Origin of the sequence: Mesorhizobium sp. ZC-5 (assembly GCF_025753855.1) — a bacterium.
Taxonomy (GTDB): domain Bacteria; phylum Pseudomonadota; class Alphaproteobacteria; order Rhizobiales; family Rhizobiaceae; genus Neomesorhizobium.
On record NZ_JAOWPT010000002.1, the window covers coordinates 740,987 to 765,033 of the forward strand.

Sequence of the window (24,047 nt, forward strand, 5' to 3'; positions counted from 1 at the left end):
AGTCGTTGCGGGCGGGATTGTTGAACACCGGTCAGTCCTCCATCACGCCCTTGCGGCCGAGCAGTCCGCGCGGCAGCGTCAGCAGGATCACCACCGCGACGAGGTAGATGATGACGTGGTCGATGCCCGGCACCAGCGACTTGATCTCGTTCATCGAGGCGAACGACTGCAATATGCCGAGCAGGAAGCCCGCCGCCACCGCGCCGCCGAGCGAGCCCATGCCGCCGACGACAACCACGACGAAGGACAGCACCAGGAACTCCATGCCCATGTGGTAGTCGGGCGGCAGGATCGGCGTGTACATCACGCCGGCGACGCCGGCGACCACCGCCGCCAGCCCGAACACCACCGTGAAGCGACGCTCGATGTCGATGCCGAGAAAGCCGACCGTCTGGCGATCATGCATGCCGGCGCGCACGACCATGCCGTAGGTGGTGAATTGCAGGAAGGCGAACACCGCGCCGATCACGCCAAGCGAGAACAGCAGATAGACGATGCGCCACCAGGGATAGGCGAGCGTCTGGCCCATGCCGAGGATCTGGCCGACATAGACCGTGCCGGCGAAGGCGTCGGGCGCCGGCTGCGGGATCGGATTGGCGCCGAAGAAGTGCTTGATGATCTCCTGGATGACGATCGCCAGTCCGAACGTCACCAGGATCTGGTCGGCGTGCGGGCGCTTGTAGAAGTGGCGGATCAGCCCGCGTTCCATGGCGATGCCGAGGAGAAGCATCACCGGAATGGCGAGCATGATCGACGCTGGAACCGAATAATCGTTGAGGAAGACGCCGAAGTCGCCGAGCCAGGCCTCGACATAGGGCGTACGGGTCTCGAGCGGGCTGCCCCAGGCGGTCGTCTTCTCCGGGTCGACGACGACGCTCTCGAGGTTGAGCAGCTTGTTGAAGGTGACGGCGCAGAAGGCACCCAGCATGAACAGTGCGCCATGCGCGAAATTCACCACGCCGAGCGTGCCGAAGACGAGCGTCAGCCCGAGCGCGATCAGCGCATAGGCGCCACCCTTGTCGAGGCCGTTCAATATTTGCAGCAGAATCGCGTCCATTTTCGCCTGCGGAATTTTCCTGATCTCAGAATGAAAGGACCGGCCGCCGAGGAGGGCGGCCGGCCAAACAGGCCATCAGATCAGCACTGCTTCGGATCCGAAGGCCCGAGTTCGCCGCCGAACATCGCCGCGTCGTAGGTGGTTTCCTCGCGCGGTACGACCTTGACGACCTGCATCAGGTCGAACTTGTCCTTCGGGTCTTCCTTGCCCTGGACGACCAGGCAGGACTTCATGCACTGGTGGTCTTCGGCGCGGTAGAGCGTCTTGCCGTTGCCCATGCCGTCGAACTCGAAGCCCTCCAACGCCTTGATGACTTCCGGCGCGTAGAACGTACCGGCGCGCTCGCAGGCGTCGGCATAGAGCAGCGCCTGGACGTAGCAGGTGTGCGCGGCCTGCGACGGCGGCGTGGAATATTCCGCGCCGAACGACTTGGTGAAGGCCTTGGTTGCGTCGTCTTCCAGCTTCCAGTCCCAGTTCGAGGTGCCGTAGATGCCCTTCACGGCATCGCCAGCGCCCTGCGCCATCAGTTCGGAGAACAGCGGAACGACGATCTCGAAGTTCTTGCCGTTGACCTGCTTATCGCGCAGGCCGAACTGCACCGACTGGGTCAGCGAGTTGACCATGTCCTTGCCGTAGTGGTTCAAGATGAGCACGTCAGCGCCGGAATTCAGCACCGGCGTGATGTATTGCGAGAAGTCGGCGGCGCCGAGCGGTGTGCGGACGGCCGCGACTGTCTGCCAGCCGAGCGCCTCCGTGGCGTTCTTGATCGACTCTTCCTGGGTCCAGCCCCAGGTGTAGTCGGCGGTGAGGTGATAGGCTCGGCGGTCCTTGCCGTAGGCCTCGCCGATCACTGGCGCCAGCGCGACGCCGGACTGGTAGGCGTTGAAGAAGTGGCGGAACCCGTAGCGCTTCTTGTCCTTGCCGGTGGTGTCGTTGGAGTGGGTCAGGCCGGCCATGAAGATGACGCCGAGTTCCTGGCACAGGCCCTGCACGGCCACCGCGACGCCCGAAGACGAGCCGCCCGAGATCATGATCGCGCCGTCGCGCTCGATCATGCGCTTGGCGCCGTCGCGCGCCGCGTCCGATTTGGTCTGCGAATCGCCGTGCACATAGGCGACCTTCTTGCCGAGGATGCCGTTGCCCTTGAGTGCGGTCGGCTTGAGCACCGAGATCAGGCCGCCGTCGCCTTCGCCGTTGAGGTGCTTGACGGCAAGCTGGAAGGCCTTGAGCTCGTCCTTGCCTTCGTCCGCATAGGCACCCGTCAACGGCACGTTCCAGCCGAATGTCACGGTGTCACCCGTTGGCACGTTGCAGGACATGTCGTCGGCATAGGCGTTGCGGATGAAATGCATCGGCGCGGCGAGGCCGACGCCAGCGATTGCACTGGTTTTCAGGAACAAACGACGGTTCATTGGTTCGAATTTCATGTGAATTCCTCCCGTGGATGCCGCACCAGCCCCCGGCTGGTGCGATCAAGGCGGTTGACGCCTGGAATTATTGTTCACCCATTTTGTCACTGTAGCAATAAGCCATTGGTTTAACACATATTTTTTGTAAATTCTTGTCATTGAAACTGGAGGATTTTGTCAGTAATTTACATCTGGTCATGGAGGCGGAGCGAGCGTGAGCCAGAATTTGGCGGGACTGAAGATACGGGCATTGCGCCGCAAGTCTGGCCTGACGCAGGGTGAACTGGCCAGGCGTGCCGGAATCTCGCCGTCCTACCTCAACCTCATCGAGCTCAACAAACGAGCGGTCGGCGGCGCGCTGGTGGACCGCATCGCCGCTGGCCTGGTCGTCGACCGTTCCGAACTCGATGGCGAGGCCGAGCGCCGCGTCGTCGCCAACCTCGACGAGATCGCCGCCGATCCGGAGATCGCCAGCCCGGCGGGACATCCAGGCTCGGCGGCGGAACTGGTCGGCCGCAATCCGGAATGGGCAGACCTGGTGCTGAGGCTTCACCGGGCCTGGCTCGACAAGAGCGAGGCCGTGCTCGCGCTCGCCGACCGACTGAACCGCGACCCATTCCTGGGCGACAGCGTCCACCGCATGCTGACCAACGCCGCCTCGATCCGCGCCGCAGCCGAAATCCTGGTAGATGACAACGGGCTTGCGCCCGTCGACCGCCGGCGCTTCCTCTCGATCGTAGCCGGCGACGCGCACAAACTATCAGCAGCGGCAACGTCGCTGCTCGACTTCTTCGACAGTGCCCACATGCGCGTACGCTCGGCCACACCGGCCGAGCATGTCGACGCTTTTGTCCTCGCCATCGACAACTATTTTCCGGTTCTTGAAGAACTGGCGGAAGGTTTCCTTGAATCCCGGCTCCCCGGCGAGACACCGGAAACCGCCGCTGAAAGGCTGCTTCGCGCGCGCGGCCGGCATCGGCCTGAACCGCCTTTTGCCCAGACCGCCGAGGCGCGGCGCTTCGGCCTGCTGCGCGAGGCCTTGCGCGACGACGCCCGGGAAGCGACGAGAGAACTTGTCGAAACCCATCCTGCGCTCGTCTCCGAGGAATCCCGTGCGCTCGCCGCGTCCGCGCTCGACGCCTATGCCGCCGCCGCCGTGCTGATGCCTTACGAGGCGTTCCTCGAGGCTGCCGGTCGGCACCGCTACGATCTCGACGCGCTGTCGCGGCTGTTCGGCGTGTCCTACGAGCAGGCGGCGCACCGGCTGGCGACGCTGAGGCGTCCGGGCGCCGAGGGCGTGCGCTTCGCGTTCATGCGCTCCGATGCCTCGGGTTACGTCACCAAGCGGCTGCCGCTGCCGCGCCTGCCGTTGCCGCGCTACGGCAACGCCTGCCCGCTATGGGCAATCCATGCCGCCTTCCAGATGCCGGGCGTGACCGCGCGAGGGTTTGGCGAATTGCCGTCGGGCGAGCAGTTCCTGTTCTTTGCCCGCGCCGTCGAGAAGCGGCCGCCATCCGCCGCGTTGCCGCGACATCTCATGTCGGTGATGCTCGTCTGCGCCGCCGCAGAGGCAGGACGGGTCGTCTATGGCGACGGCATCGACCGCACAACCGCCACGGTCCCTGTCGGCACGATCTGCCGGCTGTGCCCGCGCACCGGCTGCGGACACCGGCAGGAAGCGCCGCTGATCGCATAATTCAAAATGCCTATGGGTCATGCGGCGCGAGTTGTATAAGCTTGCGAAAAAGACCAGAGACCGAGGGGGGGATCGGATCGAAATGGCCAAGGCGCGCATACTCATTGTCGAGGATGAGCCCAATATCGTCGAATCGCTGAGTTTCATCCTCAGACGGGCTGGCTTCGAGGTCGACACGGTGACCGACGGCGCCGAGGCGCTCGACCGCGTCCGCCGGCAGGCCTTCGAAGTCCTCGTGCTCGACATCATGCTGCCCGGCATGAACGGGCTCGACGTGCTGAAGGCGATCCGCTCCGACCAGGCACTTTCATCCCTGCCGGTCATTGTTCTGACCGCCAAGGGTCAGGCCAATGACCGGCGAACGGCAGAGGCGATCGGCGCCAACGCCTTCATCACCAAGCCTTTCTCGAACGCCGACGTGGTCGAGCGGGTTTCGCGGCTTGCGCAGGCCAACGTCCCGCGATGAGGCGCCCGTCGGCCGACGCCCGCGCCGCGCATGATGCCGCCAAGATTCTACCCATAGCGGCAGCCGTTCTGCTCCTGCCGCCTTTCATCCTGGTGTTCGCCACTCCGGCCACCATCGCGGGAGTGCCGCTCATCGTCGTCTACGTGTTCGCTGCCTGGGCGGTCATCGTCCTGGCGGCCTGGCTGGTGGCGCGCCGCGTCGAACTCGACAGTCCGGACGGCCCCCCGGATGTCGGGGAGCCGCCGCCGGCGGACGCGCGCTGATGCTGCACGTCAATCTCGTCGTCCTCGTCTGCCTGGCCTATGTCGCCATATTGTTCGGCGTCGCCTTCGCCGGCGACCGCAGGGCACGCAGGGACCCGAGCGGCTGGCTTTCCTCGCCGCTCATCTACACGCTGTCGATCTCGATCTACTGCAGCTCGTGGACCTTTTTCGGCTCGGTCGGTTCGGCCGCCAAGAACGGGCTCGAGTTCCTGACCATCTATCTCGGGCCTACCATCGTGTTCGTTGGCTGGTGGCTCTTCCTGCGCAAGCTGATCACGATCGGGCGCATCCACCACACCACGTCGATTGCCGACTTCATCTCGGCGCGGTTCGGAAAGAGCCCCGCGCTCGGCGCGCTGATCACCATCCTGGCCCTTGTCGCCATCACCCCCTACATCGCCCTTCAGCTGAAGGCGATCACCGCGAGTTTCCAGGTCACGACCTATCCGGCCGGCGCCCTCGTGGCGGCCTCCCAGCGCCTGGAACCCGATTTCGCCGTCGCATTCTGGCTGGCGGCAGGCCTGTGTCTTTTCTCGATCATTTTCGGTGTGCGCAACATCGACGTCAACGAGCGCCACCACGGCGTGATCGCCGCCATCGCCGTCGAGGCCCTGGTCAAGCTCGTCGCTTTCCTGGCCGTCGGCATCTGGGTCTTCGTCGCGCTTTCGGGAACGCCCGAAGAGATGTTCCGCAACGCACCTGTCAGCCTGATCAATCCGGACCAGGGTTTTGGCGCGCGCTGGGTGGCGTTGTGCTTTCTTGCCGGTGCGGCCGCCATCTGCCTGCCTCGGCAGTTCCAGGTCACCGTCGTCGAGAATTCCAGCGATGAACAGATACGCACCGCTTCGTGGCTGTTTCCGCTTTATCTCCTCCTGATGAACCTGTTCGTGATCCCGATCGCGATGGCCGGCCTGAACTATTTGCCGGCAGGCTCCGATCCCGATCTTTTCGTACTGACCCTGCCGATGACCAATGGGCAGGAGACGATCGGCCTGCTCGCCTTCATCGGCGGCTTTTCGTCCGCCACGTCGATGGTTATCGTATCGTCGATCGCGCTGTCGACGATGATCTCCAATCACATCATCATGCCGCTGGCGATGCGCTTCTCGCTGGTGCCGACAGGCAGCGGTCAGAGCGCCCGAAAATTCATCCTGACCACCCGGCGCGTCAGCATCGTCTTCATCATCTTCCTCGGCTTCATCTACTTCTGGGTGAGCCGCACGTCCGACGCGCTGGCCTCGATCGGCCTGATCTCCTTTTGCGGCCTGATCCAGCCCCTGCCGAGCCTGGTCGCCGGGCTCTACTGGCATCGCGCCACGCACCGTGGCGCGCTTGCCGGGCTCGCCGCCGGTTTCCTCGTCTGGGGCTACACGCTGTTCCTGCCGAGCTTCGAGGGCGCCTTCCTCATGTCTGCGGACGTGATCGCGAACGGTCCGTTTGGTCTGACATGGCTGAAACCCTATGCGCTGTTCGGGCACGACGCCTACGATCCGCTGGTCCATGCCTTGTTGTGGAGCATGACGGTGAACGTCGTGCTTCTGGTCGGGGTTTCGCTGCTGCGCGAGCCGACGCCACTCACCAGGTTCCAGGCGACGCTGTTCATCGACATCTTCCGGCGCCAGACCGAGCGGGAACTGGGCGTCATTCGCCGCACCGCGCGCGTCTCGGAACTGCGCCAGATCGCCGACCGCATCCTCGGCCCGGTCGAGGCGGTCCAGCTGTTCGACCGGGGCGGGGCGGAGCGCACCGTCGTCGCCAGTGACCAGCTCATCACCCTGGTCGAGCAACGGCTGGCGGCCAACATCGGCGCAGCCTCGGCCCGTTCGCTGGTGTCGCAAGTCGTCACCAGCGAGACGATCGGCGTCGAGGAACTGAAGCGGCTGGCCGGCGAGGCGGAACAGATTCGCGCCTATTCCGCCGAACTCGAGCGCAAGTCGCGGCAAGTCGAGGCGACGGCCGCCGAGCTAGCGCAAGCGAACCAGCGCTTGCGCGAGGTCGACACGCAGAAGGACGAGTTCCTGAGCCAGGTGAGCCACGAGGTGCGCACGCCGATGACTTCCATCCGCTCCTTCAGCGACATTCTGCTGAACAACCGCGATATCCATGAAACGGAGAAGTTGCGCTTCCTCGGCATCATCCAGAACGAGAGCCTGCGCCTGACCAGGCTGCTTGACGGCATTCTCGACCTCAACCGGATGGAGGGTGGAGAACCCGCATGGGAAGAGACGTCCTTCGACCCCGAAACGGCGCTTGATCAGGCCATCGAAAGCTGCGAGGCGCTGGCACGCGCGGCCGGCGTGGCCCTCAAACGGCCCGCCCGAGCGCGCAAGGCGCTGATCGTCGGCGACCGCGACCGCTTCGCGCAGGTTTTCATCAACCTCATCTCGAACGCCATCAAATACAACACCAACGCCGTGCCCGAGGTGATCGTGTCGTCAGCTCTGCGTAAGGGCGTCTACGAGGCACGCGTCGCCGACAACGGGCCGGGCATTCCGCACAACGAACGCGAGCGCATCTTCGTGAAGTTCGCGCGCGGCCCGGCACCGCGCCAGAGTGGCGCCGGCCTCGGGCTCGCCATCAGCCGGCAGATCATCGAGCGATTTGGAGGGCAGATCTACTGTGCGGATACGACGAAACCGGGGGCCGCTTTCGTTGTCCGGCTTCGGGCTCAAATCCTGCGTGCTTGAAAAAGGCGTGCGGCACGGGGCCGCGCCGGGTCCGAGGATATGCCGGCGGGCGAAGGGCAACAGCGTCGGAATCTCCGCACCGTAGCAGTGCGCCGCATCATGCGAAGTGTATCGGCTCCTGCATGGTCAGACGAGCCACGACCAATTCTCCCTCCTGCCCAACGGTCAGGCTGTGCCTCTGGGGAAAATGCAGCTGGAGCCGACGGCGGATGTTGGCGAGGCCAAGTCCCTTTCGATCGCTGCCGGGGAGCATCTGGCCCTGATTGGCCACCGTCACCACGAGCTGGTCACGGTCGAGCATCGCCCGCACCTCGATGCGAAGCCGCGAGGGCGTTGAAAGTCGGAGCCCATGCTTCACGGCGTTCTCGACCAATCCCTGGAGGATCAGATGCGGCACCTGGAAGCGTCCGGCCTGCTCATCCATGGTGACGGTAAATTCGATAAGGCGATCATAGCGAAGTTGCTGGATGCGCAGATAAGCTGAAACGGCCTCGATCTCCTCGGCTAACAAGGAAACCGGTGGTCCCTGACGGTCGAGAAGATAGCGCAGATAACCGGCGATCCGGTGCGTCATCTCGAGCGCGATGTCCGGCCTGTCATGGATGTCGGCGGTGACGGCAGTCAGGGCATTGAACAGGAAGTGGGGATCGAGCTGTGTGCGCAGCTGTTGAAGCTCGGCCCGTACCGCGGTCGACTGCGCCTCGCGCCCGCGTTCGCGTTCGGCGCGCGCCGCGTAATCCGTGGTGAGCCAGAGATAGGCCAACGACCAGCCGAGGAAGATCGCGGTGTAGTAGATGAGGGGGATTAGAGACCAGTATACGGTGGGCTGGTCTTCCGCCCCGATGAGAACATGCACCAATATCGTACGCGAAACCGCCAGTTGCAGCAGGCCGCCGGCGAATGCCAGGACAACAGTCAACGGCACCACCTTCACCGCGGATACGGGCCAGACGAGCCAGTGTCGGGCCGCCAGGTGGACGCCGCAGGTGAGTAGAAACCCAGACGTATCCAGAATTGCCGTCATGACGACGGCTTGGCGCCAGTCACCGAAGAAGGCTAGCCGCGCGAAGATTCCGAAACAGGCGATGAGACCCCAACCGGCAAGGTTGGCACGCCAGAATGTCGCGACCAGCGACGGATGAGGGCCTTGCGGCATTTAGTATGTCCTGAGCGCTGGACTGCTGAATACCCACCGGCACCCAGGATGCGCGCTATCATCCCATAGAGTGCGATCGGGGCCGACTGGCCAACTCATCCTGCCCCGTTGCAGTCAGCCCCCACGCCGGACCTGCCTGGCTCAAAAGCCGATAGACAGGCGCAGCGATCCCGTCTGGCGCGTCGTGTCGCTGGAGAAAGCGGCCTCATATTCGGCGCGCAGGCTTACCGTGTTCGACGACGAGGCGAGGTTCAGTCCGGCACCTACACGGCCGTAGAAATTGTCGACCGGCAGCATGGTGGTGAAACCCGCGGCGCCGGCAGGGGCAGCCGCCAGCCGGGCGTCGCTGGACCATTGATCGACGCTGGAAACCGTCAGGCCCACCCGGGCATAGCCGTTCAGCGTATAGGTATCATTGAGGTCGAACCGGGTACCTAGCTCCAGGGTTGGCGAGGCCAGCGCCGCCCATTGCGAGCTTCCGGCGATCCGCCGATCAAGCAATTCTGCACCATTCTCCACATAGCCGCCGGCATCGGTGTAGATGAGGTCGAGATCCACATAGGGCTTCAGGTAGGATTGGTCGAACGGCTGCAGATAGGCCGCGCGCAAACGCCCGCCGAAGCCGTAGACGTCCTGATTGCCCCTGGAGATGCCTCCCAAAGTGCCGAAGCCGACGCCGCGGCGGCTGTCGAAGCTGCCGATGCTGCCATTAAGCGCCGCGCCGAACTGCCAGTTGCCGATATCGTGCCGCAGGCTGAGGCCGGCCGAGAAGATCTGGCCGTCGATGTCGAGCTGCTGTTCGGATGCGGAAATATCGCTGCTCTCATAAGAGCCCGCCACGCCGAGGAACCAGTCGGGCGCGATCTCCTTCTGGCCGCCCAGCGCGTAAGTGTAGACGGTGTCGCTGTAGCCGCCGGCACCGCCGATGGAACCCTGGTCCAAATACTGGCCTCCGACCTGCGCCCACGCGCATTCGTCCTGTTGGGTCCACGCACCGCCGATCTGGAATGCAGGGCAGCCCATTGTACGATCGAGGCGCTGCTGGGTCAGCGCGATGTTCTGAGCTGCCGGCGCGTTGGCAATGTCGGCGCGCAGGCTCGACAGCCCCTGGCGATAGGAGCCGGGATCACTGTCGGCCAGAGCCGCGAACAGCGGCCCGAACAGGCCTCCGCCGGCGTCCCAGATGCCTTGGAGATAGTTGGCGGCTTCGGATTGCCGCATGTCCAACCCAAGATCGGCGCGGGTGAAGTCCGCCTTCGCCGAGATCTCATAGCTGTTACCACTGGCACGCGAAACCATGAAGTCAAACATGTTGACCCGGCTGCCCTGCAGGGTGCCGCTCACATTGCCCTCAACATCCAGGAAACGGAGCGAGCGCGGCAGCAGGGTCAGCGCCGAAACTTTGACCTGGCCGTCGAGCGTGGCGTCGCCCTCGATCGTCAGACGATCCGCCTTACCCGCCGCGAAGTCTGCGTCCACCTGGAGGATGCCCGCATCGGATTGGGTGAAGTTTCCGGTCAGTTGGGTCTCGCCGATGCCATCGCGGCTGACCACCATACGCCCGGAATTGACGACGTCGGCCTGGATATAGTTCGACTGCAGGGTGTTGTAGCTGTTGTTGTACACCGTGCCGGCATAGCCGTGATCGGCATTGTCGAGGAGGATGTCGCCGGTAATGGTGCCGTAATTGTAGATGTCGAGCGTGCTGCCATAGTCCGACGACCGGTCGCCTTCAAAGCGGATCGCCACGCCGGAATCGGCGCTGACGAGGCCGCCCGACGCGACGGTGAGTACGTTGCCGCGTCCACCGGCCACGGTGACGCCGGTGCCGGTGTCATTGCCGCCGACGACCGTGCCATGCACGTCGACCTGCACGTTTCCGTTGCCGCTCGGCCCCTGGCTCTGGGCAAAGATGCCATGTGATCCCACGCCCGCGGCAATCAGCGTGCCGCTCTGGGTCACGCTGACATCACCGCCCGCGCCCGAGCTGCCGACCCCGGTCGAGCCGGCAAAGGAACCGCCGCTGTCGCCGCCGAGGCCACCGCCGCCGCCGACCGACTGCGCGAAGATGCCGTGTGCGTATTGCCCAGTAGCCTGGATGGCGCCGTCGAAGGCCACCGCCACCGTACCGCCGCTGCCGGAGGCGGCGCCGCCGCGATCGGCGCCGAAGGTCAGCGGCCCGTCGCTGACATCGCCGGCGAGACCGCCGCCGCCGCCCACCGACTGGGCGAGAATGCCATAGGCGCCGGCGCCGCCGGTGGTGATGGAGGAGCCTGCGACCGGCGCGACCGTCACATTGCCACCGTCACCGGAGACGCTCCCGCTGCCGCCCAGGGACAAGGAGAGGATGTTGCCGCGGTCGCCGGCGATGCCGATGCCGCCGCCGCCGCCGACCGACTGCGCGACGATGCCGTGCGCGCGCCGGCCATAGGTTGCTGCCTCGAAGCCTGAAGTGATCGAGACGTCGCCGCCATCGCCGCCGGCTCCGCCGCCGCCGCCGACCGCGAGCGCCAGCGAAACGCCGAGCTGGTTGTCGACGTCACTGGAGCTGCCCTGGCCGGCGACGCCGCCGCCGCCGCCGACCGACTGGGCGATCAGGCCGACTGCATCGGCGCCGTGGGTCGTCACCTTCAGCCAGCCGTCGGTTGATACCGCGCCGCCCTTGTTGCCGTCGCCGGAGTCGCCGCCTGCATAGGCGCCGACGACGATGCGCCCGCTGGCGCTCGATGAGCCGTCGCCGCCGAGGCCTCCGCCACCGCCGATGGACTGGAGCACGACGCCGTGCGCCTGGCGGCCGCCGGTTTCGATCGAATCGGCGTTGTTGCCGTCGAAATTCGCCGACACGTTGCCGCCGGTACCACCCGACCCGCCATCGCCGCCCACCACCAGGTTGAGTTCGCCGGTGGTCTTGGCGTCCGTCACCGTCGAGGTGCCGCCCAGGCCGCCGCCGCCGCCCACCGACTGGGCGAGGATGCCAATGGCGCGATGGCCGGCGGTGGCGATCGAGCCGCTATGAGTCAGTTCCACCTCCCCGCCATTGCCGCCCTCGCCACCAGTTCCGCCGACGCTGAGGGTGAGGTCGTAATTCTGCCAGATGACGTCGAGCGCCGAGAGGATGTTGCTGCCGGCAATGGCGTTGCCCACGACCGAACCGCCGATGCCGCCGCCGCCGCCGACCGATTGCGCGACCACGCCGATCGAGCCGGCTCCGAAGGTCTCGATCGCACCGGCGGTACTGACGCTGGTCTTGCCGCCGTCGCCGCCGCCACCACCCGTCAGGCCGACCGACAAGGTTTCCGATGCGGAGATGGTGAAGGTTTCGCCGGCGCCACCTTTCTCGGTCGCACCGACCGTCACGCCGGTCGAAGTGCCGCCCCCGCCGCCGATCGATTGTGCGATGATGCCATAAGCGTGCTGGCCACTCGTCGAGATCAATGTTCCGGCGTCGGTCGCGACGCTGACGCCGCCGCCATCGCCGCCATCTCCGCCAAAGCCACCGATTCCTACCTTCCCGGTGATGGCCGAGAAGCCGAACGAGCCGGACGCCTTCGCCTTGGCGACGCCCGCCGCGCCGCCGCCGCCGCCGACAGACTGGGCGATGATGGCATGCGCGTCGCCGCCATTGGTCACGATCTGGCCGGCATCGCGCAAGTTCACCGCCACCTCGGCGCCATCGCCGCCGCCGCCGCCGAACCCGCCTACGGCTGCCGAAACATCGCCCGCAAAAACGCCGCCGCCGGCACCAGACGTCATGGCATACGTCCACGCATTTTTCGCGTAACCGCCGCCGCCGCCGATCGACTGCGCGAGAATGCCGTGCGAGCCGTCGCCGTTGGTCGCGACCACCGTGGAACCGCGCAGATCGGCGGTGACATTGTCACCATTGCCGCCGTCCCCGCCAGTGCCACCGACGGCGGCAGCCCCCGCGACGGCGATCGGCAGGTAGACCGGGATCACCTGAGCGATCGTCGCTTGCATGGCGCGCCCGCCGATGCCACCGCCACCGCCAACCGACTGCGCCAGAATGCCGACCGCGTCTGAGACTGTCGACGGATCCGACGCCTGGCCGGTGAAGACAGAACTGTTCGTGAGATCGATGGTGACGGTGTCCGCATCGCCACCCTTACCGCCGAGACCGCCGATCGCGGCTCCGTAGGAGAACACGAGATTGGCATCGGCGCCGTAGGCCGAGCCGCCGACACCGCCGCCGCCGCCGATCGACTGGGCGGCGATGCCGATGGAATCCTCGGCATGGGTGGTGATCGACAGATCGTCGAAGCGCACGCGCACATCGTCCCCGCCGCTGCCATCGCCGCTCTCGCCGCCGATTTGGAACGACACAAACTCGAACACGCCGGCGCCCACCGCATTGCCGCCGCTGCCGCCGCCGCCGCCGATGGATTGCGCCAGGATTCCGTAGGAATGCTCGCCCCACGTCTCGATATCCAGCGCGCCGAGTCCGCCGCCTGTGTCTGGATCGACATTGCCGACATCGACATCGCTGCTCTCGCCGCTCGCGCCGCCCTGTCCACCAACGCCGACATTGGGAATGACGACGCTGAAGTCGAGTGCGAAGCCGCCATCGCCACCGCCGCCGCCGATCGACTGGGCGGTGATGCCGTTGGCCCAGGCACCGGAAGTGCCGATGTAGCCAGCCGCACCGACCGTCACCGCTCCGGCGTCGCCGCCGTCGCCGCCGCTGCCGCCGACCGACCAGATGCCGAGCGTGTTGGCGGCGGTGCCGCCGCCGCCGCCCATCGACTGGGCAAGGATGCCGGTCGCCGCGTCTCCCGTGGTCTGGATGGTGCCGGTGCTTCCCACCGTCACCAGGTTAGCCGTTCCCGCGCCACCGCCCGAGCCGCCGATGGTGATCTTTCCGCCGCCGAGAGTTCCCGCAGTTCCACCGCCGCCGCTGATGGACTGGGCAACGATGCCCTTGGAGCCCATGCCCCAGGTGAGGATGGTTCCCGCATTGCGGACATCCGTGCGGCCGGCGTTGCCACCATTGCCGCCGTCACCGCCCAGTTCCAGCAGGATGCCGGACGGCACGTCGCCGGTTCCGCCGGCGCCGGCGATCGACTGCGCGACGATGCCGTGAGAATCATCGCCAAAGGTTTGCAGCAAGCCGGCATTGGTTGCGGACACATCGCTGCCGTCGCCGCCGCGCCCGCCCTTGCCGGCCTCGCCGCCGAGGATCGCGACGAAATCACCGCCGTCACCACCGCTGCCGCCAACCGACTGGACAACGACCGCCGTACTGGTGTCGCCGGACGTGGTGATCTCGGTGTCGCTGCCGGACGAGAAGGTCACGCTCCCTCCGTCGCCACCATAACCGCCGCCACCAGTGGTGCCGACCAGAGCCGTGTCGTTGCCACCATCGCCACCGGCGCCGCCGATCGACTGGGCGAGCACGCCATAGCCGGCCGCACCGCTGGTCTTGACGGCGGCCTGATCCGCCATCGTCACCGCGACCGCGCCGCCCTTGCCGCCGTCACCACCCGAACTGTCGTGGGACCCGTCTTCGCCATCACCGCCGTCGCCGCCCTTGCTGCGGACAATGGCGCCGGCGATGTTAGCGCCCTGCGTGTCGATATGGCTGCTGCCGTAAAGGTCCACCCGCGTGACGCCTTCATCGCCACCAGTCGTGTCGCCGGCATTGGCGCCGTCACCGCCTTTGTCGTTCCCAGGCGCCCCCCCGCCGTCGCCGCCCTTGCTGACAGCGACGATGCCGCCCGAGTCTCCCTGGACGTCGCTCGATGCGTGAACCGTGATATTGCCGGACGATCCGATCTGGACCTGGTAACCCGCCTGGCCGTCGCCGCCGGCATTGCTGTTGTCGTCGGAGTGGCGGCCATCGCCGCCCTCGCTAAAACCATAAATGCCGCGCACGCCGTTTTGGGTGCTGTCATCGCCGGACCAATATACGCCGATGGTGCCGTCATTGGTGATGGAGATATTGCCGCCAGTGCCACCCTGGCCGTTGTCCTTGCCGCCTTCGTTGCCGCGGGCCTCGACGCCGATACCCCAGGCGAAGCCGCGCCCACTCAGATAGCTGGAACTGGTGCCGAGTTGGACAATGCCGGAATTGTAGACCGTGATGTCCTTGGCGTCGCCGCTATTGCCGCCGCGCTGGTCGCCGACCGTGGAATCCTGATCGCCGCCTTCGCCGGCGCGGCTTTCCACATAGATGCCCATGCCGCCGTCGGAGAGCGGGCGGTTGATCGTCACCGTCGCCTGGTTGGAGAGGTCGATGTAGCCGCCATCGCCGCCGCGACCGCCATCCGAGCCGCCGACGCCGGTGTCTTCGCTGTCGCCGCCGCCGTCGCCGCCTGCCGAGCGGGCATAAAGTCCGTAGACGGTTCCATTGCTTGAGCCGCCGACCGTCACATCGCCATAGTTATAGAAACCGAGATAGCCGCCGTCACCAGCATCCGTCCGATCGTCGTCGGAGCCATTACCGCCATTGCTGCCGATAGCCAGGCCCCAGGATTGCCCCGAGTTGACAATGATCGTGCCGTAGTTGGTGAGAGTGTACTCCGGCCCGTCCTCGCCGTTGTCATCGTCGTCACCATCATCGCCCTCGCCGATATACGCATCGCTCGACGAGTAATTTCCGGCTGAAATGGTACAGGAGTCGTGCGAGGAGGACGGCCCACTGCAATCCGTCGACTGCGCAAAGGCGGGCGTCGCCACCAGCAGTGCGGCGCAAGATGTCGACGACAGAAGCAGCCGGGCGAAAAGCGCCCCGGTCGCAGAGACGCCACGGCTTTGCTTCGACAATATAGATTCGATCGTCATCAACCCACCTCTGCTGTCTACATGGTTGATGGTTTCCGCCGCGCCGTTGCTGCGCACCATCCCGACCCATGGCGACGACGGTGGTAGCCGTGGAGGTCGTTCAGAGGCAACGCCTGTTCGATGAAACAGCGAATCGGATCGATGAAAGGGCCGCAGAGGTACGGCGTGGCTTGCGACCTGACATCCGGCATGGCCGCAATTGAGCCGAATGTTCACCATCGGCGGTTCCCGGGCAACGCGAGATTGCGCGCCGCGCTTGGCGGCTTCCACGCGCTCGAAGCGGAAGCGTTCCTGGAAAGCACGGCGGATAGCCGCTGCCCGAATGCAAAAGGCCGCGCTGTTGCGCGGCCCTTTTTTGTCGGCTTGCGGCTCAGGCTTGCTGGATGGCCGAGAGCTGCCAGTCGCCGCCTTTCGGGCGCACGAACGTCCACAGTTCGGTCGTTTCGGTCGGCTCGTCGGCATCACCCTCGACGATCTCGCCGGTCACGCGGTTGCGGGTCACGTCGATCGACGAATATTGCAGCGCTGCCGTCGCGTAGTCGCGATCGCCTTCACGCCAGCTTTCGGCAATGTCTGCCTGATGCAGCTGGATATCGGAGACGTCGTTGCGGACGCCATTCTGGGCGTTGTCGGCCAGTTCTTCCGAAAGATATGACACCATTTCCGGCGTCACCAGCCGGCGCAGCGCCTTGTGGTCCTCGCGGCCGAACGCTTCCTGCACCTCCGTCAATTGGCGCTCGAACGTGTCGAGGTCGGCCTGGGTCAGGTTGATGTCCTCGCCGGCGGCCTCGATCGGCGCGCTGCCCGAACCGCCGCCAATGCTCGGAATGCTGAAGCCGCGGGAATTGCCGGCCTCGCGCGGTGCCGCGTCGCGGTAGGAAAAGCCGCCGGAATTGCCGGCCATTGCGGGTTCGGGCGAACGCGCCTGCTGCGAGCGGAACAGGCGGATGACGAGCCAGATCGCGCCGCCGATCAGCAACGCCTGCAGCAGGAAGCCGAACATGCCGGCGAGGCCACCGAAACCCTGGCCGAGCAGCAGGCCGATGAGGCCGCCGAGCATCAGCCCGCGCAGCATGGAGCCACCGAAGCCGTTCATGAAACCGGGACGCTGCGGCGAAAGCTGCGTCTGCCGGGCCGCAGCACCGGGTTGGTTGGCGTTCTGGCCCGTGTTGGGCGTCATCGAGCGTTCGACCGGTGCGGCCTGCTGCGGCGCCGTGCGGGTCGGCGGCGCCGACTGGAAGGTGCGGGTGCCCCGGCTGCCGAAGCTGCCGCCCCGGCGCGCCTCGGCATGGTCGATGGCGACCATGGAGAATGCAAGGAACAGGCCTGCAAACAGCGTGGCAATCCGGGCGGCATTCGGCAGTCGCATCGATGATCCTCGTGAAGCGGTTACGTCGGACCTCATATAATCACTAACAACCGTAGTGCCAGCGAAAGATATGCAATCACCGAATCAGACTGGAGCGGCCTGAACCCGGCCGGTGCTGTTGAGGCCTCGTGCCCGTTGGTTCCGCGCTGTGGCGAAGGCTTACCGCCGGATCTGTGGAGCGTAACAAAACTGACATCGAACCGACATCGCGGCTTCATGCCGCTGGTCTAGGCCATTCCCGGGAGACGCGGAAAACCGCGCTGGACAGGGAAGTCGTCATGCTTGAAATTCGCGATGTCACGCGCCGCTTCGGCAAGAACATTGCCGTCAATGGCGTTGCGCTTGAAATCCCGCAAGGCCAGATGGTCGGCATCATCGGCCGCTCCGGCGCCGGCAAATCGACCCTGCTCAGAATGATCAACCGTCTTATCGATCCCAGCAAGGGGTCGATTTTTTTTGACGGCTCGGAGGTGTCCGCCTTGCGTGGTGCGACGCTGCGCCGCTGGCAGCGCGACTGCGCCATGATCTTCCAGCAGTTCAACCTGGTGCCGCGCCTCGACGTCTTGACCAATGTGCTGCTCGGCCGCCTCAATCATCGCTCGACCGCGCTGAACCTGCTCAGCATCTTTTCCCGCGAGGAGCGCGCGCAGGCGATCTCGGCGCTGGAGCGTCTCGACATCGCACGCACCGCCTTGCAGCCGGCGGGCACGTTGTCCGGCGGCCAGCAGCAGCGGGTGGCCATCGCGCGCGCCTTGATGCAGCAGCCCAAGATGGTCCTCGCCGACGAGCCGATCGCCTCGCTCGATCCGCTCAACGCTAAGGTGGTCATGGACGCCCTGCAGGATATCAACCTGCGCGAAGGCATCACGGTCATCACCAACCTCCACACGCTCGACACGGCGCGCGCCTATTGCAACCGCATCATCGGCATGGCGGGCGGCCAGGTGGTCTTCGACGGCGCCCCCGAAGACCTTACCCGCGACGCCGTGCGCATGGTCTACGGCGCCGACGGCGACGGCTCGGAGATCTCCGAGGCCATCACCTCGACCAGCATTCGTTCGCAGAAGCCGACAGTATCCGCCGGACCCTTGCAGCCCGCCCTGGCGTAGCTCTGAGCCTCCGGGATCGCCTTGCCCGCGTCATGGGCCTTGTCATCGATGAAGCAGAACGCCGGCGGATGGCCGGTCCAACAGGAGAGATATCCATGCTCAGGAAAGCACTTTACAGCGCTGTCGCGCTGACCGCCCTCATGGTCGGCGCCGCCCAGGCCGAAGACCTCAAGGATTTCCGCATCGGCCTGATCGGCGGCGAGAACGAAGCCGACCGCCTGCGCAACTTCCAGTGCCTTGTCGACAAGCTTCCCGCCGTGCTCGGCGTCGAGAAGGTCTCGCTGTTCCCGGCCGCCGATTATGACGGCACCATCCAGGGCCTGCTCGGCGGCACGCTCGACTACGCCGAACTCGGCGCCTCGGGCTACGCCAAGATCTATCTCGAGAACAAGGATGCCGTCGAGCCGATCCTGACCACCGTGCAGACCGACGGCTCGACCGGCTACTATTCGATCATGGTCGCCAAGAAGGATTCGGGCATCACCAAACTCGAAGACATCAAGGGCAAGAAGCTCGGTTTCGCCGATCCGGATTCGACCTCGGGCTACCTGATCCCGGTCACATCGCTGCCGAAGGATCTCGGCGGCACCGCAGTCAAGGATTACGTCGCTGAAACTGGCTTCGGCGGCGGCCACGAGAACCTCGTCCTCGAAGTACTCAAGGGCACCTTCGATGTCGGCACCACCTTCGGCTCGGGCGTCGGCGACTGGGATAAGGGCTATACCTCGGGCAATCTCGCCAAGATGGTCGAGAAGGGCATCCTCGACATGGACGACCTCGTCGAGGTCTGGAAGTCGCCGCTGATCCCGAATGGCCCGGTCGTCGTGCGCACCTCGCTCGATGCCGGCATCAAGTCGAAGTTCAAGCAGTTCATGGTCGACCTGCCGAAGACCGACGCGGCCTGCTTCTCCGCCATCCAGGGTGGCGATTTCACCGGCTTTACCGAAGTGACCCCGGAATTCTACCAGCCCATCATCGACGCCCGCAAGGCGCAGATCGGCTCGTAAGCGATCAGGCAACCCGAACGCGTCGCGGCCCCGCCGCGGCGCGTTCCTGCCTGGCATGATCCGCAGAAGGATCATGTGCGCGGAATGCCCGGAGTATCCATGAGCGTAACCCTTTCCGACACCGGACTTGCCGTCGAGCGCCACTGGCAGGAACTTGCGAGCCGCCGCCGCCTCTACACGATTGGTGGCGTGCTGTTCATGATCGTCGCGATGTCCGCGTCGCTGTGGTTCGCCAATGAGAGCAACGCCGGCAAATTCTGGGACCGGCTGCCGCATGTCTTCGATTTCATCGACCAGCTGATGCCGCGCGACGGCTGGGAAGTATGGCGCGCGCTGTTCGACCTGCCGTCGCCCTATGCGGACGGCAGCCTGAAATACGATTATCCCGAAGGCCGGGTGTACCTGACCAGCACGCTTTACGTGCCCGAATACATCTACAAGATGCTCGAAACGATCAACATCGCGCTCGTTTCGACCCTGGTTGGTTTCGCGTTGGGCTTCTGCCTGTGCTTCCTTGCCGCCTCCAACTTGGTCACGCAGCGCTGGCTCCGCTTCTTCGTGCGCCGTTTCATGGAAATACTGCGCGCCTTTCCCGAGATCGTCATCGCAGGCTTCTTCCTCGCCGTGCTTTCGATCGGGCCGATCCCGGCGATACTGGCGGTCTCCATTCACACGGTCGGCGCGCTCGGCAAGATGTTCTTCGAAGTCGTCGAAAACGCCGACATGAAGCCCGACGAGGGCCTGCGGGCGGCCGGCGCCAACTGGCCGGAGCGCGTATGGTTCGGCATCGTCCCGCAAGTGATGCCCAACTTCCTGAGCTATGGGCTGCTGCGCCTCGAGATCAATGTGCGCGCTTCGACCATCATCGGCGCGGTCGGCGGCGGCGGCATCGGCGAGGTACTGCGGCTCTCGATCAGCCGCACCCACGAGGCCAAGACGCTGGCGATCATCCTACTCTTGCTTTTGACCATCATCGGCGTCGACCAGCTTTCCGCATGGTTGCGCAAGAAGCTGGTCGGCGAACAGGCCTTTGCTTTCGGCCGCGGAGACTGATGCCATGGCAACCTTGTCCGCAGCCGAGATCGACGACATTTCCGCGCGCTACCCCGAGGTCTTTGCCGGTTCGCAGCGCAAACGCCGGACCGGCTGGCTGGTCGGCCTCGGCATCGCCTCCTATCTGGTTTTCGCATGGTGGTTCTTCGCCGTGGGCAGCGTGCTCGCCGGCGGCAACTGGGGCATCGCCGGCATCTATCTCGCCGACTGGGTAAGCTATGAAATCCGTCCGACCGTGGAGTTTCGCGGTGACCGGCTCGACGTCACCTATGCGCGCTTTTCCACCTACCAGGCGGACAGGCAGCCGGATTGGGTAACGCTCGAGCCCGCCGGTGCGCCGCCGCCCGGCGTCGAGGGCGTCGCCGAGCGTGCCGTCATCGGCATCGGAAGGGACAACAGTCTCGACATCACGCCGCGGCTGGTGACCGTCGTGCGTGGCAACGAGACGCTGGTGATCGACATCGTGCCGGACGAGCGCGTCACGGCGCGAGGCGCGTTGCCGCAATGGGCCGAGCAGAAGACACCGGGCGAGAAGCTCATCGTCTCGTTCGGATTTGCCGGCAGGGCCGAGATCGAGGCCGACGAGGTCAAGATCCGCCACCGCTTCTTCGGCTGGGAAAACTTCGTCTTCGACGGCAATTCGCCGTTCTGGGGAAAATCGGCGGGCGAGGTGCTGTCGCTGCTCCTGTCCGGACCGCGCCTGAAGCCCGAAATGTCGAATGCAGCGCTTGCCTGGGACAACATCTGGAACAATTCCGAGTGGCAGCATGGCGATGTCTGGACGAAGCTGCTGCAGACCATCGTCATGGCGTTCGTCGGCACAGTCTTCGCCTCGGCCCTGGCCTTCCCGCTGGCGTTCGTCGCCGCCCGCAACATCACGCCGAACCGCTTCGCCAACCAATTGTTCAAGCGTTTCTTCGATTTTCTGCGTTCCGTCGACATGCTGATCTGGGCGCTGTTCTTCACCCGCGCCTTCGGGCCGGGACCGCTTGCCGGCATTTCGGCGATCTTCTTCACCGACACCGGCACATTCGGAAAGCTCTATTCCGAAGCCCTGGAAAACATCGACGACAAGCAGCGCGAGGGCATTCGCTCGGTCGGCGCGGCGCCGTCGCTGGTGCAGCGCTACGGCGTCGTGCCGCAGGTGCTGCCGGTGTTCCTCAGCCAGTCGCTCTATTTCTGGGAATCGAACACGCGCTCGGCCACAATCATCGGCGCCGTCGGCGCTGGCGGTATCGGCCTGAAGCTCTGGGAAGCCATGCGCACCAATTCCGACTGGGAGAACGTCGCCTACATGGTGCTGCTGATCCTGATCGTCGTCTTCGTCTTCGACAACATTTCCAACGTGCTACGCCGGCGCCTGATCGGACGGACGGTCATCGACTGATGATTTGAGCGGGCAATTCTGGTATCAGCGAAAAAGCGCCACTGCTTCGTTATTCTGTCACGCAAATCGCCTATGGCATCGGCCTGGCGAGGAAATGCTTCATGCGCTACGCGATTTATTTCACCCCGGAACGAGACGACCCGCTGACCCGCGTGGCGGCGAACTGGCTCGGCCGCGATCCGTTTACCGGTACCGCCGCGCCGGCTCCGGCGATCGGCCGCCTTTCCCCTGCCGAAATCGCCTTCCACACTGCCGCGGCGCGCCGTTACGGATTCCACGCCACGTTGAAGGCACCGTTCCGTCTGGCCGGAACCGAAACCGAGGCATCGTTGATCAAGGCGATGGAAGTGTTTGCCGAAGGCATGGCGCCGGTGGTCATCCCCCAACTGGCGATTCGGCAGATCGACAGCTTTTTCGCGCTCGTTCCCGAGGCGCCGTTGCCCGAACTGAACCGTTTTGCCGACGATGTGGTGGTTGCCTTCGAGCGGTTCCGTGCGCCGCTTTCCGAGACTGAGATCGAACGGCGCAGCCCCGATTCGCTGAGCCCGCTCGAATTCCGCAACCTCTATCAGTGGGGCTATCCCTACGTTTTCGAGGCGTTCCGTTTCCACATGACAGTGACCGGCCGGGTGAACGACGGCGAGGCGCCGCGAATCCGCGGCGCCATCGAGGAGTTTTTCGGCGCGGTGCTCGACGAACCGGTGGCGGTCGACGGCGTGGCGCTTTTCGTCGAACCGGAGCCTGGCGCGCCGTTCCACGTGCAATCGTACCATCCGCTGGGTCGCCGGCGGGAAAGAAAGACTGCCTGAAATGACCACTGAAACCATTTTGAGCAATGCGCGCATCGTACTCGCCGACGAGGTGCTTACCGGATCGGTCCTAATCCGCGACGACAAGATCGCCGATGTTTCCACCGGCGGCGATGCCGGCGAGGACATGGGCGGCGACTACATCATCCCGGGTCTCGTCGAACTCCATACTGACCACCTCGAAGGCCACTACGCGCCGCGTCCGAAAGTGCGCTGGAACCCGATCGCCGCCGTGCTTGCCCACGACGCGCAGGTGGCGACGGCCGGCATCACCACGGTGTTCGACGCCTTGCGCGTCGGCATCGACGAGGACTCCGACATGACCGCGCAGGAAATGCGCAAGCTCGCCGATGCTATCGAGGACAGCGTTCGCCACGACCGCGTGCGCGCCGATCATTTCATCCACCTGCGCTGCGAGGTCTCGGCTCCCGACTGCCAGCAGGGCTTCAGCTATTTCGATGGCGACGAACGCGTGAAACTCGCGTCGCTGATGGACCATGCGCCCGGACAGCGCCAGTTCGCCAAACTCGAAACCTACGCCATCTACTACAAGGGCAAGCTGAAGATGTCGGACGAGGCGTTCCGGATATTCTGCGAGCGCCGCATGGCGCAATCGGCAGTCAATTCCTCACCCAACCGGGCCGCGATCGCTGCTGCCTGCAAGGCGCGTGGCATCGTGCTCGCCAGCCACGACGACGCCACCGTCGCCCATGTCGACGAAGCCGTGCAGCAGGGCATCCGCGTTGCCGAGTTCCCGACCACGGAGGCCGCTGCCCGTGCCTCCAAGGATGCCGGCCTCGGTGTGCTGATGGGCGCGCCCAACGTTATGCGCGGCGGCTCGCATTCCGGCAACGTCTCGGCCCGCACGCTGGCCGAAGGCGGCATGCTCGACATCCTGTCATCCGACTACATTCCGTTCAGCCTGATCCAGTCGGCCTTCTTCCTGGGCGACGTCGTCGACGGTATCTCCTTGCCGCAGGCGGTTGCCATGGTGTCGAAGAACCCGGCCGAGGCGGTCGGGCTCGAAGATCGCGGCGTCATCGAAATCGGCCGCCGGGCCGATCTCGTGCGCGTCCGCGTCGACGAGCATGTGCCGGTCGTCCGCACCGTGTGGCGTGAAGGGCGCCGCGTCGCGTGATGGTTTCGGCTCTGATCGAGCGCGAGCTGACCAGCGCCGCGTTTCCGCTCCGCGGCGGCGTCTTCATCGCCGTTGTCGGGCCTAGCGGCGCCGGCAAGGACACGATCATCGATTACGCCCGCGAACGGCTGGATGACGACAGCGGCGTCGAATTTGTCCGCCGCGTCATCACCCGGCCGAGCGACGCCGGGTCCGAAGACCACGACACGCTGGCCGACGCTGCCTTCGACGAGGCAGAAAAGCACGGCGCCTTCGCGCTTTCCTGGCCTGCACACGGGTTGAAATACGGCCTGCCCGCCAGCGTCGACAGGACTATTGCCGACGGTCGCGTCGCCATCGCCAATCTGTCGCGTGGCGCGCTTGCAGCGCTTCGCCAGCGCTATGCCAATGTCGCCGTGGTTGAAATCACCGCACGGCACGATATCCTGGCCGAGCGCCTGTCCGCGCGCGGCCGCGAATCCCGCGGCGAGGTGCTGGCGCGGCTGGCCCGTACGGCACCGGTCGACCGCAGCGCCGACGTCATCACCATCGACAACAGCGGCGCGCGCGACGAGGCCGGCGAACGTTTTCTGGAAATCGTCCGGAAGGCGATCGCACACGCGGATCTCGACGGTTCCGTTTAACTGTTCGAATATTGGTGTAA

At 65.2% G+C, this 24,047-nt stretch carries 16 protein-coding genes; 11 read left to right on the forward strand and 5 right to left on the reverse strand.

Annotated features, from left to right (window positions below; translation table 11 throughout):
* Positions 1–31 precede the first annotated feature (31 nt).
* Both OHD58_RS06910 and OHD58_RS06915 read right to left on the reverse strand, forming a co-directional pair.
* A complete protein-coding gene (locus tag OHD58_RS06910; protein WP_263802344.1) occupies positions 32–1,057 on the reverse strand; it encodes a branched-chain amino acid ABC transporter permease in 1,026 nt (341 codons plus the stop codon).
* 80 nt (positions 1,058–1,137) lie between these two features.
* Complete coding sequence (locus OHD58_RS06915) at positions 1,138–2,484, reverse strand: substrate-binding protein (protein WP_412177170.1); 1,347 nt, start codon at positions 2,482–2,484, stop codon at positions 1,138–1,140.
* Between the two features lie 196 nt (positions 2,485–2,680).
* Between OHD58_RS06915 and OHD58_RS06920 the strand changes: the two genes are divergently transcribed.
* From OHD58_RS06920 to OHD58_RS06935, 4 genes are all read left to right on the forward strand, one after another.
* A complete protein-coding gene (locus OHD58_RS06920; protein WP_263802345.1) occupies positions 2,681–4,162 on the forward strand; it encodes a helix-turn-helix domain-containing protein in 1,482 nt (493 codons plus the stop codon).
* Between the two features lie 82 nt (positions 4,163–4,244).
* Positions 4,245–4,628, forward strand: a complete 384-nt coding sequence (locus OHD58_RS06925) for a response regulator transcription factor (RefSeq protein ID WP_263802346.1) — start codon at positions 4,245–4,247, stop codon at positions 4,626–4,628.
* Entirely contained in the window at positions 4,625–4,891 is a 267-nt protein-coding gene (locus OHD58_RS06930; protein ID WP_263802348.1) for a hypothetical protein, read from the forward strand. The genes OHD58_RS06925 and OHD58_RS06930 overlap by 4 nt, the downstream gene beginning before the upstream one ends.
* The gene (locus OHD58_RS06935; protein ID WP_263802349.1) at positions 4,891–7,578 is read left to right on the forward strand and encodes a sensor histidine kinase; all 2,688 of its coding nucleotides are present in this window, start codon (positions 4,891–4,893) and stop codon (positions 7,576–7,578) included. The genes OHD58_RS06930 and OHD58_RS06935 overlap by 1 nt, the downstream gene beginning before the upstream one ends.
* 97 nt (positions 7,579–7,675) lie before the next feature.
* Here the strand turns inward: OHD58_RS06935 and OHD58_RS06940 are convergent, their stop codons facing one another.
* The 3 genes from OHD58_RS06940 to OHD58_RS06950 all read right to left on the reverse strand — a co-directional run bounded on the left by OHD58_RS06940 (position 7,676) and on the right by OHD58_RS06950 (position 16,901).
* Positions 7,676–8,602 carry a sensor histidine kinase gene (locus OHD58_RS06940; RefSeq protein ID WP_263802350.1) on the reverse strand — a complete coding sequence of 309 codons (927 nt, stop codon included), beginning with the start codon at positions 8,600–8,602 and terminating at the stop codon, positions 7,676–7,678.
* A gap of 273 nt (positions 8,603–8,875) precedes the next feature.
* On the reverse strand, positions 8,876–15,532 hold the full coding sequence (locus OHD58_RS06945; protein WP_263802351.1) for an autotransporter outer membrane beta-barrel domain-containing protein: 6,657 nt from the start codon (positions 15,530–15,532) through the stop codon (positions 8,876–8,878).
* Between the two features lie 370 nt (positions 15,533–15,902).
* Positions 15,903–16,901, reverse strand: a complete 999-nt coding sequence (locus tag OHD58_RS06950) for a Tim44 domain-containing protein (RefSeq protein WP_263802352.1) — start codon at positions 16,899–16,901, stop codon at positions 15,903–15,905.
* A gap of 278 nt (positions 16,902–17,179) precedes the next feature.
* Here OHD58_RS06950 and phnC point away from each other — a divergent pair, with 278 nt between their 5' ends.
* The 7 genes from phnC to phnN all read left to right on the forward strand — a co-directional run bounded on the left by phnC (position 17,180) and on the right by phnN (position 24,027).
* Positions 17,180–18,010: a phosphonate ABC transporter ATP-binding protein gene (gene phnC, locus OHD58_RS06955; RefSeq protein ID WP_263802353.1), complete on the forward strand. Its 831-nt coding sequence runs from the start codon at positions 17,180–17,182 to the stop codon at positions 18,008–18,010.
* A gap of 95 nt (positions 18,011–18,105) precedes the next feature.
* Complete coding sequence (gene phnD, locus OHD58_RS06960; RefSeq protein ID WP_263802354.1) at positions 18,106–19,017, forward strand: phosphonate ABC transporter substrate-binding protein; 912 nt, start codon at positions 18,106–18,108, stop codon at positions 19,015–19,017.
* Positions 19,018–19,116: 99 nt separating this feature from the next.
* Entirely contained in the window at positions 19,117–20,070 is a 954-nt protein-coding gene (gene phnE / locus OHD58_RS06965; RefSeq protein ID WP_263802355.1) for a phosphonate ABC transporter, permease protein PhnE, read from the forward strand.
* A gap of 4 nt (positions 20,071–20,074) precedes the next feature.
* The gene (phnE, locus tag OHD58_RS06970) at positions 20,075–21,457 is read left to right on the forward strand and encodes a phosphonate ABC transporter, permease protein PhnE (RefSeq protein WP_263802356.1); all 1,383 of its coding nucleotides are present in this window, start codon (positions 20,075–20,077) and stop codon (positions 21,455–21,457) included.
* Between the two features lie 101 nt (positions 21,458–21,558).
* Positions 21,559–22,266, forward strand: a complete 708-nt coding sequence (locus tag OHD58_RS06975) for a DUF1045 domain-containing protein (RefSeq protein ID WP_263802357.1) — start codon at positions 21,559–21,561, stop codon at positions 22,264–22,266.
* 1 nt (position 22,267) lies between these two features.
* Positions 22,268–23,404, forward strand: coding sequence for an alpha-D-ribose 1-methylphosphonate 5-triphosphate diphosphatase (locus OHD58_RS06980; RefSeq protein WP_263802358.1), 1,137 nt, complete (start codon positions 22,268–22,270; stop codon positions 23,402–23,404).
* On the forward strand, positions 23,401–24,027 hold the full coding sequence (gene phnN / locus OHD58_RS06985) for a phosphonate metabolism protein/1,5-bisphosphokinase (PRPP-forming) PhnN (RefSeq protein WP_263802359.1): 627 nt from the start codon (positions 23,401–23,403) through the stop codon (positions 24,025–24,027). The genes OHD58_RS06980 and phnN overlap by 4 nt, the downstream gene beginning before the upstream one ends.
* The last annotated feature ends 20 nt before the right edge of the window (positions 24,028–24,047 follow it).

Excerpts from the sequence above, each read along its gene's own strand:
- OHD58_RS06935 (WP_263802349.1), top strand. The coding sequence starts at position 4,891 with ATGCTGCACGTCAATCTCGTCGTCCTCGTCTGCCTGGCCTATGTCGCC.
- phnE (WP_263802356.1), top strand. The coding sequence starts at position 20,075 with ATGGCAACCTTGTCCGCAGCCGAGATCGACGACATTTCCGCGCGCTAC.
- OHD58_RS06925 (WP_263802346.1), top strand. The coding sequence starts at position 4,245 with ATGGCCAAGGCGCGCATACTCATTGTCGAGGATGAGCCCAATATCGTC.
- phnD (WP_263802354.1), top strand. The coding sequence starts at position 18,106 with ATGCTCAGGAAAGCACTTTACAGCGCTGTCGCGCTGACCGCCCTCATG.
- OHD58_RS06930 (WP_263802348.1), top strand. The coding sequence starts at position 4,625 with ATGAGGCGCCCGTCGGCCGACGCCCGCGCCGCGCATGATGCCGCCAAG.
- phnC (WP_263802353.1), top strand. The coding sequence starts at position 17,180 with ATGCTTGAAATTCGCGATGTCACGCGCCGCTTCGGCAAGAACATTGCC.
- OHD58_RS06975 (WP_263802357.1), top strand. The coding sequence starts at position 21,559 with ATGCGCTACGCGATTTATTTCACCCCGGAACGAGACGACCCGCTGACC.
- OHD58_RS06950 (WP_263802352.1), bottom strand. The coding sequence starts at position 16,901 with ATGCGACTGCCGAATGCCGCCCGGATTGCCACGCTGTTTGCAGGCCTG.
- OHD58_RS06945 (WP_263802351.1), bottom strand. The coding sequence starts at position 15,532 with ATGACGATCGAATCTATATTGTCGAAGCAAAGCCGTGGCGTCTCTGCG.
- OHD58_RS06915 (WP_412177170.1), bottom strand. The coding sequence starts at position 2,484 with ATGAAATTCGAACCAATGAACCGTCGTTTGTTCCTGAAAACCAGTGCA.
- phnE (WP_263802355.1), top strand. The coding sequence starts at position 19,117 with ATGAGCGTAACCCTTTCCGACACCGGACTTGCCGTCGAGCGCCACTGG.
- OHD58_RS06980 (WP_263802358.1), top strand. The coding sequence starts at position 22,268 with ATGACCACTGAAACCATTTTGAGCAATGCGCGCATCGTACTCGCCGAC.
- OHD58_RS06910 (WP_263802344.1), bottom strand. The coding sequence starts at position 1,057 with ATGGACGCGATTCTGCTGCAAATATTGAACGGCCTCGACAAGGGTGGC.
- OHD58_RS06940 (WP_263802350.1), bottom strand. The coding sequence starts at position 8,602 with ATGACGGCAATTCTGGATACGTCTGGGTTTCTACTCACCTGCGGCGTC.